9 protein-coding genes and 1 riboswitch are annotated in these 13,651 nt (G+C 35.9%); all 9 genes read right to left on the bottom strand.

The window, feature by feature from the left end:
* Positions 1-249: 249 nt before the first annotated feature.
* The gene (locus B0A68_RS20295; RefSeq protein WP_035686026.1) at positions 250-1,659 is read right to left on the bottom strand and encodes a pyridoxal phosphate-dependent decarboxylase family protein; all 1,410 of its coding nucleotides are present in this window, start codon (positions 1,657-1,659) and stop codon (positions 250-252) included.
* A 69-nt stretch (positions 1,660-1,728) separates the two neighbouring features.
* The gene (locus tag B0A68_RS20290; protein WP_123947531.1) at positions 1,729-4,797 is read right to left on the bottom strand and encodes a T9SS type B sorting domain-containing protein; all 3,069 of its coding nucleotides are present in this window, start codon (positions 4,795-4,797) and stop codon (positions 1,729-1,731) included.
* A 133-nt stretch (positions 4,798-4,930) separates the two neighbouring features.
* Entirely contained in the window at positions 4,931-6,154 is a 1,224-nt protein-coding gene (locus tag B0A68_RS20285) for a dicarboxylate/amino acid:cation symporter (RefSeq protein WP_035686030.1), read from the bottom strand.
* A 203-nt stretch (positions 6,155-6,357) separates the two neighbouring features.
* The gene (locus B0A68_RS20280; RefSeq protein WP_035686032.1) at positions 6,358-7,011 is read right to left on the bottom strand and encodes a class I SAM-dependent methyltransferase; all 654 of its coding nucleotides are present in this window, start codon (positions 7,009-7,011) and stop codon (positions 6,358-6,360) included.
* A 200-nt stretch (positions 7,012-7,211) separates the two neighbouring features.
* Complete coding sequence (metF, locus tag B0A68_RS20275) at positions 7,212-8,168, bottom strand: methylenetetrahydrofolate reductase [NAD(P)H] (protein ID WP_035686033.1); 957 nt, start codon at positions 8,166-8,168, stop codon at positions 7,212-7,214.
* 81 nt (positions 8,169-8,249) lie between these two features.
* Positions 8,250-10,925 (bottom strand): methionine synthase, encoded by a 2,676-nt coding sequence (gene metH / locus B0A68_RS20270; RefSeq protein ID WP_084679080.1) that lies wholly within the window; start codon positions 10,923-10,925, stop codon positions 8,250-8,252.
* Positions 10,926-11,253: 328 nt separating this feature from the next.
* Positions 11,254-11,763 (bottom strand): hypothetical protein, encoded by a 510-nt coding sequence (locus B0A68_RS20265; RefSeq protein WP_035686034.1) that lies wholly within the window; start codon positions 11,761-11,763, stop codon positions 11,254-11,256.
* A gap of 15 nt (positions 11,764-11,778) precedes the next feature.
* Complete coding sequence (locus tag B0A68_RS20260; RefSeq protein WP_035686035.1) at positions 11,779-12,783, bottom strand: homocysteine S-methyltransferase family protein; 1,005 nt, start codon at positions 12,781-12,783, stop codon at positions 11,779-11,781.
* A gap of 334 nt (positions 12,784-13,117) precedes the next feature.
* A riboswitch (SAM riboswitch) is annotated at positions 13,118-13,232 on the bottom strand.
* Between the two features lie 146 nt (positions 13,233-13,378).
* Complete coding sequence (locus tag B0A68_RS24550) at positions 13,379-13,516, bottom strand: hypothetical protein (protein ID WP_165571343.1); 138 nt, start codon at positions 13,514-13,516, stop codon at positions 13,379-13,381.
* Positions 13,517-13,651 lie beyond the last annotated feature (135 nt).

The raw sequence follows: 13,651 nt of genomic DNA, 5'->3' as shown, positions 1-13,651 counted from the left end.
CTATTTATCATTTAGTTAGTGTTTTATTATACATTTTAAAATATTTTTATTTAGAATTGTTTTAAATAGTGTTATATTTGCTTCTATAAATTCAATGTTTGACAGCCTTAGAGCTCCAAACATCAACCTTTGACTCCAATATCAGGAGTTTGAACGTCGTGAATTTGAATCCGTTAACTTTGTTTTTTTGTTTTTTATTTTTTTTGAAAGAAAAGAGCCTGCTAATTTTAGACAGGCTCTTTTATTAACTTATAACTTAAAATCTTGCAGAACAATTTTCATCTCGGCTATAACTATTGCGATATCTTCTTTAGTAGTTCGCCAATTGACAAAAGAAGCTCTAATTCCTTTTTTATTTTGATAAACCGTCGGTGTCATAAATACCTTTCCTCGGTCATTTAAATTTGATAAAAAAGAAGCTGTTTTTTCCTGATTTTCATTTCCTTTTAATGTAAAACAAACATTATTTAAACGAATCGGAGCCAGCAATTCAAAGGAGCCTTCCTCGATTAAAGCATTTCCAAAATGTTGTGCCAGCTCTATACTGTCTTCTATAATATCACAAAAACCTTCTTTGCCGTAAGCTACTAAAGAGAACCAAACCGGCAAAGCTCTCAAACGGCGGGAATTTTCGGGAAGTACATTTAGATAATTAAAATTCTCTAAAGCATTTCCTAAATAAGGCGCATTTGAATTCTGAAATGTATCAATCTGAAGATTAAGGTGTTCTTTTTTAACCAAATAAAAAGCACTTTCATAAGGAACATTCAGCCATTTATGACAATCAATTGTAATACTGTCTGCTCCTTCCCAACCCTTTACAAGATTTTTATACTTTTCTGAAACAGCAGCAAATCCGCCAAAAGCACCATCAATGTGCCACCAGAAATTATACTTCTGTTTTAATTCTGAAATCGCCTCAAAATCATCAAAATCAGCCGTATTTACTGTTCCGGCACTGGAGATCAGGATAAAAGGTTCTCCATTTAATTTTTTAATATTTTCCTCTAAATCAAGAACATCAATCGCTTCACGATTCCCTTCAAGCGTTTTTACAATTCTATAATTTTGACTTCCAATTCCCAGTAGAGAAAGACATTTTACAGAAGAAGAATGCGGCGTTGCAGTCAAAATATTGATTGTTTCTGAGATGCCGTTCTTAGCAAAATCTTTTTCAAACTGTTTTCCAAACCATTGCCTTGCAACACCCAAAGAAGTAAAATTAGACATTGTTGCCCCCGTTACAAATCCGCCAAGAAATGTTTCAGGAAGTCCTAATAATTGCAGCAATAAATGAATGGTTTCAAATTCGATTAAGGCCGAATTTCCTCCTTGTGAATTTACAGATTGTGCATTTTGATCGTAAACCGATGCAAGCCAATCTCCAACAATTGACGCCGGAGTAGATCCGCCAGTCACAAAACCCCAATAACGAGGGCCAGACGAAGAAACAAGTAAAGGTGCTAATCTTTCTTTAAATTCTTGTAATGCCTTTTCAGAACCAAGACCCAATGCATTCAAATTACGTTTTGTGTCTATTGCCGTTTTATTTGATGTTGGAATATTTTCAATATTATTTAAGAAATTAATTCCTTGCTGTTTTGCTTTTTCTAATATATTTTCGAAATTATTAAGGTCATTTTGTAATATTGAGTTCATTTTTTTTGCGTTAAATGTTTTCCGAATTTAGTAAATAAACTCCATTCATTAAAAAAAACAGAAATACCTCTATCTTTTCATGCTAAAATGTCCTTTGTAGACTTTTCCGCTGGCTCGGGTTACCACAAACCAATAATCTGAAGATGGAAGTTCTGTCCCGTTAAAAGTTCCATCCCAATTTGTATAAGCATTTAATTCCTTGAGAAATTTGCCGTAACGATCAAATATCTTAATATTGATTGCAGGCTCTGTTTCAGAGAATTTTATTCCCCAAGTGTCGTTATAACCATCTTGATTTGGAGTGAAAAATTTGGGATAGTTCAGCAGAAATACTTCTTGATTCACGATTCCGCAGCCATTTTTATCACGGACATAAATAATATAATCGCCAGTTGCCAATCCTGAAAAAATATTGCTGTCCTGATAAGAACTGCCATCAATAGAATATTCATAGTTTCCTAGACTAGTATCTGCCAGTTGAACTTCAATTACATTATCAGAATCCGTCCAATCCTGAACAGTAAGATTCTGAATTGCGGCACTATTTGAAAGTTTTACCTGAAAATCTTTTGTTGAGCAACAAATTATATTTCCGTGATTTTGAGTTACAGTTACCGAATATAAACCTGCTTCTGTAACTGTAATTGATTCTGAAGAAGCTCCGTTTGACCACAAATAACTATCAAATCCAGAACCCGCGTGAATCTCAACATCTTTATTCTGGCATAAGGACACAACATCTGAAATTGAAATAACGGGTACATTTACCAGTGTTAAATTTAAGGCTGCAACTTGAAAACATTTATCTGCAGAATCAATTCTCACATATATTGAAGTTGTACCTGCCAGCAAACTATAATCTGAAGCATCATAAATTTTATCAGATGCAGTCTGGTTTTCGGCTCCAATTAATGTTTTATAATAACTAAAGGCACAAGAACTGCAAGAAGTTATTTCAGAATTATAATTGTTAAGATTTAGTATTTCAGATCCATCATTCGACTCATCACAGACATTAGCCGAAACATTATTAATAGACAGACTTGGAGTGGTTATCGAAACCGTAACCGCCAGACGACTCACACTTTCGCAGCCATTTATAGTTTGAGAAGCATAATAGATTTGATTATTGGTTAAACCTGTTTCGGCCGAAAGAATTGTGCCGTTTATTGAAGTATCATACCAAACTACATTTGTTCCTAAAGCAGTTAAATCTTTAACTGCTGGTTTTTGACTTGTACAAAAATATTGCTCTGAATCTCCATTAGGGGCAGATGTATTCTGAATATTTATAACAACTGGAATTCTTTCGCTTTCGCAAACGGCAATAGTTTGTGATGCATAATAAGTTTTGGTTTCTAAAATTGCTGCGTCCGATAAAAGATTCCCATTTACTGGAGCATCGTACCATTTTACATTTTGTCCGCTTATTGCAATGTCTTGCAAACTTGCATTTTGCTGTATACAAAAAGTTTGCGGACTTACTCCCGAAGGAAGAGGCTCTGTATTGACATACGCTTTTATTTCGATTTCATTAGGAATTAAAGAAACACAGCCCAAATTATTTTTTATAAGAACTTTATAAATTCCCGGAACCAAATTATTTTTTGAATTCGAAGTAGTCCAAATTGATCCATTATCAAAACTATAAAAAGATTCTGTGTTGGAAATTTCTATAGTTCCTGTGGCCGAAATGCAATCTGGCTGTAAAACAGAAAGTGTTGGAGTTGGCGGATATCCAGGAGGTACCAAAATAGAAACGGAAGCTGCAGTTGTTTCGCAACCAGAACTATTTCTGCTTTTTATCAGATAATCTCCAGCTTCTAATCCTGATTTAGAATTACTATTGGACCAAGTCGTACCATTGTCGAAACTATATTCATAATCTGAACTTGTTATCGTTATTGTCCCAAATGGATTGGAACAAATAACGGGCTGAATTATCGAAAACGAAGGAGTAACATTTGAGGTGGCCACCGTATTAATATGTGCCGTTATTGGTGAAGACGCGCAGCCTGTACTTAGTTTTGCTGTAACGTTATAATCGCCTCCTGCCAAACCAGAAAAAATTCCCGATGTCTGATAATTGGTGCCATCGATACTATAAGTTGTATTTGGAGCTGGAGTAATATTTATAGTTCCAGTCGGCACATCGCATGTTGGCTGCACCGTCGTAAAAGCTGGGGCAATGGAGCTTTCATTGACTTTAAAACTAATAGTATTTGACACAACCCTACAAGAAGCTGATGAAATATTACTGCTCTGTGCTACCGCCATGCGATATAAATAGGTGCCCACTGTTGAATTTGGAACAAAAATATAGGTGGTTGAATTTGCCCCTGACACATCTGACCAGGTTAATCCATTATCACTGCTGACCTGCCATTGATAAGCCGGATTTGAATATCCAGAAGAAACCGCTCCCGTCAGCGTGTAAGATTTAGAATCTCCCTGACAAATAGTTAAACTGGTATCGGTTTTATTTTTTATGGAAGAAGTAACTGTTGGTCCACAGGCACGAAAAGTAATGTCGTCTAAGGCAATATCATTACCCGGCGCGGCACCAGCTTTATTATTTCTCATTCTAATAACAACCGTAGAAATTCCTGCCGGAGTTGTAAAAAAGAAGCCATATTGTTTCCAGACTGCACTCGAACTTAAACCAATATCTCCTGTGTTATAAGTTCCTAAAATAGCCCCCGAAGTAGATTCTATGGTAAAAGTAATATTAGGCGGACTCGTATCGTTTGAGCGCAATAAATTCATAATCCACGCTGCAAACTCGTAAGTAGTATCAGGACAAAGATCGGTGACGGTATTTTTATAAAAATAATCTGTTGTAGAAAGACTTGCATTTACAACCATCATATAACCACCTCCGGTATGATCAGCGGTAGTCCACCAGGTACCGGGCGTATTGGTTGTTTTTTCGATAGTGTATGATCCGTCGTTTGGAAAATCTGCCGTTGTCCAGGTATAACTTGTAATTCCTGTTCCCAGAGCTGTACCGTGTGAAGCAGTTCCAGTTCCAAAATCAATTTTGACCACTGCATCACCTAAACTTCCTGTACACAATTGTGCTTGTAATTTTAATACGATAAAAAATAAAACTAATAATATGAGGGCTTTACGATTCAAAACTAAGTGTTTTTATATCAGTAAAACTACTTTATAATAAAATAATGTCTTAAACTTTTATACTAATACCAAAAAACAATCGATGTATTTAAAAGTATTATCTACCAATGATTTGAATTAAATTATAATAATCCTACCATTTTGTTTTCTCTGAAAATCTCGAGACTAACATTGACGAAATCACATCTCCATTGGCGTTTAATAATGTGGCAATTGGATCGACCAAAGTTCCTAAAATCATGGCAACTGGCAAAGCTTGTTCCATCGGAAAACCATAAACTGTAATAGCTAAAACTTCTCCTATATAACCGCCGTTCGGAATGCCGCCTTCTACAATCGAAACGATAACCGTAATTCCCAATGCTAAAAGTATGGTAGAAGGTTCTGTAAAATCTTTTCCAAACATGGCAAAAAGAAAGGTAATTTTCAAAATGGACGACATACTGGATCCGTCCTTATGCAAAGGCGCACCAAGTGGAATAACCAGGTTGCGAACGTGTTTTGGAATGCCCATTTTTTCAGCTGCATCTAAATTTGCCGGAATTGTGGCTATACTGCTGCAAGTTCCGACTGCTGTTAAAGACGGCGTAATATTGTTGCTCCAAAAAACTTTAAAAGCGCTTTTTCCGCCAGCAACAAAGGCATATAAACTAAAAAACACAAAGAAATAAAAGATGCAGGCAACATAATAGACTGCCATGGGTTTTGCATAAACTCCAAACAACTGAGGACCAAAAACACCAACCTGATAAGCAAAATAAGCGCCCAGACCAATTGGAGCCATTTTCATAATGATGTTCAGCAATTGTTTCATGACTTCGTTTCCAGAATCCAAAAAGCTTCTAAAAGCACTTCCTTTTTCCCCTGATTGCAGACTCGCAAAACCAATTAAAAAAGAAAATATAATAAGTGCCAGCATGCTTTTTCGTGACAATAATTCGAAGAAATCATTTGCTGTAAGCAATTTTGCAATTTGATCTCCAACCGATCCTGATTGAATGTTTTCAAACGGAACTTTTGTAATCGCTACATCCTGATGAATGGGAAAAAGATAAACGGCAAAAATCATTACAATTGCCGAAATTAGAATGGTAATTAGAAAAACCACTACCATTACAACAAAAAGTTTTCCTAATTTTTCTGTTCTTTCCAGATTGGCAATTGAAGAACCGATTGTAAAAAAGATAAGCGGGATAATGGCCGTAAAAAGTAAATTCAGAAATATATCGCCAATTGGTTTTATCACCAAAACTTTTTCTCCGAATACCAATCCAAAAATGCTTCCTATTATAATACCGCCAAGAAGCCATAAAATACTGCTGTAACTTTGTAGAAAATTGATTTTTTTAACTTCCATAATGATCTAAGGATTTAGAATTCAGCAATCTTTAAATAAATATTTTAACATCTAGAGACATCGAAAAGTTTTGCGTACAAAGGCATTTCATTTTGTTTAAACAATCCCGATGCTTCGGGACTATGTGTGAAAATGTATTTTTCTTTTAGCTTTTCAACTAACCTAAAAATCTATGTTTCTATGTGTTTAATAATTTCTTCGTTTTATTTTTCCAGAACAAAAGTTGTAAAAGCTCTGTCGACTAATTCGCCGGTTTTACTTTTTACTTTTTCTGTCTGTGTTTCTGTGTAAACAATTTCAAAAGGTGTTTTCTCAATTAATTGCTGTACTTTTTCAGTATTGTAAAGTTCGAATTCAAATTGTGTAAACGGCAATTGCTTCATAAAATCTTCCTGAGCAAATGTTAAGCAGAAATTTCCATTTGGTTTTAAAATACGATAAATTTCCGAAAGTAATTTTTCCGGCTCCTGCCAAAAATAAATTGTATTTACTGTAAATATTTTATCGAAAGATTGATCTTCAAACGGAATTTTATTTCCGTCATAAAGCGAGAAGAAAGCTTGTTTTTGAGAAACAAAATTTCTGTTGATCTGACGGGCTTCCTGAAACATTAATTCAGACATTTCTAGTCCGTAATATTTCAGATTTTCTGCTTGTTCAAATAGAAATTCCAGATGTCCTGCATTGCCGTGACCTAATTCCAGAATTTTATTTTCTTTTTTTATATTAAGATTTTGAACCGAATGGCGCGTCATATTGATGTTGGTTTCGTTCATCATATTCCCCATTTCGATTCCTTTTTCTCCCGTTGGATTTTTTAATTGAGAAGCTATGGCTTGTAATTCTTCTTGTTTCATGATGTCTAAATTAATGAAAAATTGGAAATAAAATACCTGATGCCCTAGCCCAGATGGGAACGGCATCCTTTTGTAGCGGTCCCGAAACCTCGGGACGCCACAAAAGATATAGTGGACAGCTGGAATAGCTCCTAAAACTTTTTATTCTTAACCTTCAAGAAGAAATCTTAATTTACCTTAATCTCTTAATGGTAAAAAAACTAAAAAACCTGACTCGCGATCTGACGGATATTTTCAGATTTTCCCATTGAATAATAATGTAAAAAAGGAACTCCGGCGGCTTTCAATTCTAATGACTGCTGAATCGCCCATTCGATTCCGACTTGCTTGATTTCAGCGTTATTTTTGCATTTGTCAACTGCATCTATTAAATCTTCTGGTAAATCGATTCTAAAAATTTGCGGCAGAACTTGTAAATGTCTCTGAACGGCAATAGGCTTAATTCCGGGAATAATCGGAATTGTAATACCCATTTCTCTTGCTTTTTCGACAAAATTAAAATATTTAGAATTGTCAAAAAACATTTGTGTTACCACATAATCTGCTCCTGCATCTACTTTTTCTTTTAATCTTTTTAAGTCAGATTGCAACGACGGCGATTCTAAATGTTTCTCCGGATAACCCGCAACGCCGATACAAAAATCGGCTTTATTATCAGCATCCATTACTTCATGAAGATATTTTCCGCAGTTTAGATTGTTGATTTGTCGAACCAAATCTATCGCAAAATGATTTCCACCTACTTTTGGTACAAAAGATTGTTCGTCTTTCATGGCGTCACCACGAAGTGCCATTACGTTATTGATTCCCAAATACTGGCAATCAACCAGCATATATTCAGTCTCTTCCTGTGTAAAACCACCGCAAAGCAAGTGAGGTACAGTATCAACGTTATATTTATGTTTTATAGAAGCACAGATTCCAAGCGTTCCCGGACGCATACGAGTCAGCTTTTTGTCCAAAAGCCCGTTACCGCGTTCAATATAAATGTATTCTTCACGAGAAGTCGTTACATCAATAAATGGTGGTTTAAACTCCATCAACGGATCAATATTATCGTATAATTCATTAATACTTTTACCCTTTTGAGGCGGAATAATTTCAAATGAAAATAATGTTTTCCCTTTGGCGTTTTCTATATGTTCTGTTACTTTCATCTTTTTTTGTTTCAAGTTTTTTTAAGTTTCAAGTTTCAAGTTACGTACGAACCTGAAACCTGAAACTTGAAACTTTTCTTTTTAATCTGCTATATTAGGGTTTAACCATTTCATTGCGTAGTCTGTTGGAACACTGCGTCGTTTGGCATAATCTACTACTTGATCTTCTTTTATTTTTCCGAGTCCGAAGTATTTGCTTTTCGGATTTCCGAAATAATATCCAGAAACAGAAGACGCCGGCCACATTGCCATACTTTCTGTTAAGGTTACTCCAATTTCTTCAGCTACATTCAAAAGTTTCCAGATGGTTGGTTTCTCCAAGTGATCTGGACAAGCTGGATATCCTGGCGCAGGACGGATTCCTTTGTAATTTTCTTCGATCAAATCTTCTGTCGAAAGTGATTCTTCGGCATCATAACCCCAGAAATTCTGACGTACTTTTTCGTGAAGATATTCGGCGAAAGCCTCTGCAAAACGATCGGCTAATGCTTTTACCATAATTGAATTATAATCGTCTAAATCTTTTTCAAATTCTGCAGCCCATTCGTCAACACCAAAACCGGTTGTTACACAAAAAGCACCCATATAATCTGTAATTCCTGAATCTTTAGGCAAAATAAAATCAGACAAAGCGATGTTTGGAGCCCCTTTAGTTTTTTGTGATTGCTGACGAAGCGTTAAGAATTTCTCCAAAACTTTTCCGTTTTCATCACGCAATTCAATATCGTCATCATCAATTTGATTCGCAGGGAAAATGCCGTAAATACCTTTTGCTGTCAATTTTTTCTCAGCCAAAATCACTTTCAGCATTTCCTGAGCATCTGCAAAAACCGAAGTTGCTTCTTTACCTACAACCTCATCGGTTAAAATTGCTGGATATTTTCCGAACAATTCCCAGGTTCTAAAAAACGGCGTCCAGTCGATATACGGAACCAAAACGTCCAATTCCACTTCAACGATTTGTTTGCCGATTACTTTTGGTTTGGTTGGAGTATATTCCGCCCAATCCAATTGCAATTTATTTTTACGCGCTTGCTCAATCGTCAGGAAGTTTTTATCTCTTGAACGATTTAAAAATGTTTCTCTAAACGCATCATATTCTGCGCGAATATCGCTTGCATATATTTTTCGGTTATGATCTAACAGGTTTCCTGCAACCGTCACAGCTCTTGAAGCATCATTTACGTGAATGACAGTTTCTCTATATTGAGGTGCGATTTTCACGGCAGTATGCGCACGCGAAGTTGTTGCCCCGCCAATCATAATCGGAATTTTAATTCCTTGTTTGTCTAATTCTTTGGCCAGATACACCATTTCGTCAAGCGAAGGCGTAATCAGTCCGCTTAATCCAATAATGTCAACATTATGTTCAATCGCAGCCGCAATAATTTTTTCAGGAGGCACCATAACGCCAAGATCTACAATCTCGTAATTGTTACAAGCCAAAACTACCGAAACGATATTTTTACCAATATCGTGAACGTCGCCTTTTACGGTTGCCATCAATATTTTTCCGTTTCCTTGTTTGTCTCCGGCTTGTTTGCTGGCTTCGATATAAGGCAATAAATATGCTACGGCTTTTTTCATTACACGTGCCGATTTTACAACCTGAGGCAGGAACATTTTTCCGCTTCCGAATAAATCTCCAACCACGTTCATTCCAGTCATCAAATTGATTTCAATAACTTCAATTGGTTTAACTGCTGCTAAACGAGCTTCTTCAACATCTTCTTCAATAAAAGCGTCAACTCCTTTTACTAATGAATGCGTAATACGCTCCTGAACCGTTCCTAAACGCCATTCCTGAATCGCTTTTTCATCACTTTTTACTTCGCCTTTTACGTTCTCAGCAAAATCCAAAAGTCTTTCCGTTGCGTCGTCGCGTCTGTTTAAAATTACGTCTTCAACATGTTCTAATAAATCTTTTGGAATATCATCATAAATCGAAAGCATTTCCGGATTTACGATTCCCATTGTCATTCCGTTCTTGATCGCGTGGTATAAAAACACCGAGTGCATCGCTTCACGAACTGTATCATTTCCTCTAAAAGAGAACGAAACGTTACTCACGCCACCACTAATATGTGCGTGTGGCAGGTTTTCGCGAACCCATTTTGTCCCTTTAAAAAAGTCCAAAGCATTCAAGCGATGTTCTTCCATTCCGGTTGCAACTGGGAAAATATTCAAATCGAAAATAATATCCTGAGGAGGAAAACCAACTTTATTAACCAAAATATCATACGAACGCTGACAAATTTCGACTCTTCGCTCAAAATTATCGGCCTGACCAACTTCGTCAAAAGCCATAATAATAGCTGCAGCTCCGTATCGTTTGATTAATTTGGCGTGATGAATAAAGGCTTCTTCGCCTTCCTTCAACGAAATCGAGTTTACAACACTTTTTCCTTGTACTACTTTTAGACCTGCTTCAATGATTTCCCATTTCGAGCTGTCGATCATAATCGGCACTCTCGAAATATCGGGTTCAGATGCAATTAAATTCAAAAATTTCGTCATTGCCTGAACACCGTCAAGCATTCCTTCATCCATATTAATATCGATGATCTGCGCCCCTCCTTCTACCTGTTGTCTTGCAATATCAAGTGCCTCGTCATATTTCTCTTCCTTGATTAAGCGAAGGAATTTTCTTGAACCTGTTACATTAGTACGCTCGCCAATGTTTACAAAAACACTGGTTGGCGTAATAATCAACGGTTCTAATCCTGCTAATACAAGGTCTCTTCTGTTTTCTGTCATTTTTTCTAAGTTACTGAGTTCCTATTCCGAAGCCTCGGGACTAAGGTTCTAAGTTTTTTTATTCTATCTTATTTCCTGCAAGGTTTTTAAAACCTTGTAGGTATATTCGTTTTCAATTATTCTTAATTTGGGCGTGTCCCTACGGGCCGGGCTATCCGCTATTAGTCCTCGCACTTCCTTCGTCAGGCTGTGGGCTAGCCGCTTCTATCCCTCACGCGCACTCGGTTTCATAAGAAATTTTTATATTTCACGATTTCAATTATCGTTTTTAAATAAATTTCTCAATTCTTAACCTATTGTATTTCGTTCCTACTGAAATTTTTAGAAATTATTCATAAAAATAGTCTGACTTCGGCATTTTTTTTATTCCCTCTTTCTTATATAAAATTCCCCAAATCATATTATATAACTCTAAAAAACGTTTTGCCTTTTCATCATTCTTGTTACTAGTAAAACCTGTGTTATAACTCACAAGCTTATTTTTTCCATTTGCCTTAATTAATATGCTTTGCAAAAAACTCGGACTTGTGATTACAATATTTTTCTTATCCGTTGGTTCAAATTTTGTTGGCATTTCAAAAAATTTGCTTTTCAAAATGAGCGAATAGATTTTTTCTTTTTCGTCCTTGGTTAGTTTTACTTTTATTACTCTTTCTTCCTTGACATATTTTCTATGAAAATTATTATTCTGAGAATTATAATAATCATTTCCCCCGTCTTCAATCACAAAATAAAAATCAGCTGGTACTTCTTCTCTAACTTTTGCCAAAGCTTCTCCACTGAAACCAAATAAGCCGAAAAGCACAAATACAACTATGATTATTTTGAATTGCTTCATCTCTATGGAAATTTATTAAGCCAAAACCGGTGCCACACGTGGTTTATAATCTTTCGCCACTTCAGCAATTAATCTGATATGATCCGGAGTTGTACCGCAGCAGCCGCCAATTATATTAATTAAATTATCGTCTAAATATTCTTTGATGAAAGCCTGAGTTTGTTCTGGTGTTTCATCGTACTGTCCAAAAGCATTTGGTAATCCTGCATTTGGATGTGCCGAAACATTAAAACTCGTATGTTGTGCTAGTGTTTTTAAATACGGTTTCAACAAATCTGCTCCAAGAGCACAATTGAATCCTACACTCAATAACGGAATATGTGAAACTGAAATCAAAAACGCTTCAACAGTCTGCCCAGAAAGTGTTCTTCCAGACGCATCTGTGATTGTCCCTGAAACCATGATTGGAATATCGATATTACGGTCGTCTTTTACTTCTTCGATCGCAAAAAGTGCTGCTTTTGCGTTTAAAGTATCAAAGATGGTTTCTACTAAAAGTAAATCGCAGCCTCCATCCATCAACGCTTCAACTTGTTGTTTGTAGGCAATTCTTAAATCATCAAACGTTACGGCTCTGTAACCCGGATCGTTTACGTCTGGCGACATACTGGCCGTTCTGTTTGTTGGTCCGATTGAACCGGCTACAAAACGTGGTTTGTCTGGATTTTTGGCTGTAAATTCATCAGCTACTTCTCTTGCCAGTTTTGCCGATTCGTAATTTAATTCGTAAACCAAATCTTCCAGGAAATAATCGGCCATACCGATTGTCGTTCCTGAAAAGGTATTGGTTTCTACAATGTCTGCGCCGGCTTCGTAATAAGCGGCGTGAACATCGCGGATTGCTTGTGGTTGTGTTATGGATAGTAAATCGTTGTTTCCTTTTAACGGGTGCGGAAAATCTTTGAAACGCTCTCCGCGAAAATCTTCTTCGGAGAAATTATAGCGTTGGAGCATAGTTCCCATTGCTCCGTCAAGGATTAGGATGTTTTTTTTTATTGCTTCTTGTATTGTAATTGACATATCTTTTTCTTTTAGATGCTAAGACGCTGAGGCGCTAAGATGCTAAGTTTTTTATTTAATTATAATTCCGTTTAAACCCGACAGTCCCGAAGCCTCGGGATTGAAAACCTGTCGGGTTTATTGCTCGATGTTTTGATTCACATTGATTCCAAAAAATCACTATGCCGGCTAATTAGCCCCGATTAAGCCGGTATCCTCGAAATGAAATGGAGAGATATAGGCGAAAGCGGGAACGTTGACTGCAAAAATGCGCCAATGATTCGCTCATGATGCTGAATCAGTAAAATTATATTGTAAGTTGTCAGGAAATGTTGGAGAAATACTTGATGTATTTGTGTTATCTATCTTAAATACTATGAATTAGTATAAAGTAGAATTTAGCACCTTCTTTATGATAAAGGGTTGCTAAGGTTTCATCGGGTCTATCCCTCCGCCTTTCGTGATAACTTTCAGTAATTTTAAGAACAGTGCAAAGTAAACACATAGCACTAATACTTGCAAGTATTAGCACGATATTTTTTAATTAGTTTTGAGGTAAGATGTTAAAGGTAAAGTTTAGATAATTGGCTTACTGTTTTTAGATTCAAAAATTGTCTTAAAAACTTCTTTCCCAATTTAAAAACATGTCTATTATTTCTTCATGATTTATAAACTCAATACTATCTGTCTGATTAATTTCAGTTTCAATCTTTGCCTTTTCTACTTTCGATAATTCTTCATTCCAATTGCTCATAATAGATCATTTATTTAATACATTCTTAAAGTTAGTACATTATCTTAATTTCTCTACTATAAAAAGTGATTTTTTTTCAATAAAAAAAGCTCAAACTAGTTTGAGCTTTCTATATAAAAATCTTAGCACCTAAGT

Origin of the sequence: Flavobacterium reichenbachii, assembly GCF_002217435.1 — a bacterium.
GTDB lineage: Bacteria > Bacteroidota > Bacteroidia > Flavobacteriales > Flavobacteriaceae > Flavobacterium > Flavobacterium reichenbachii.
This window is presented reverse-complemented; position numbering and strand designations above follow the sequence as displayed.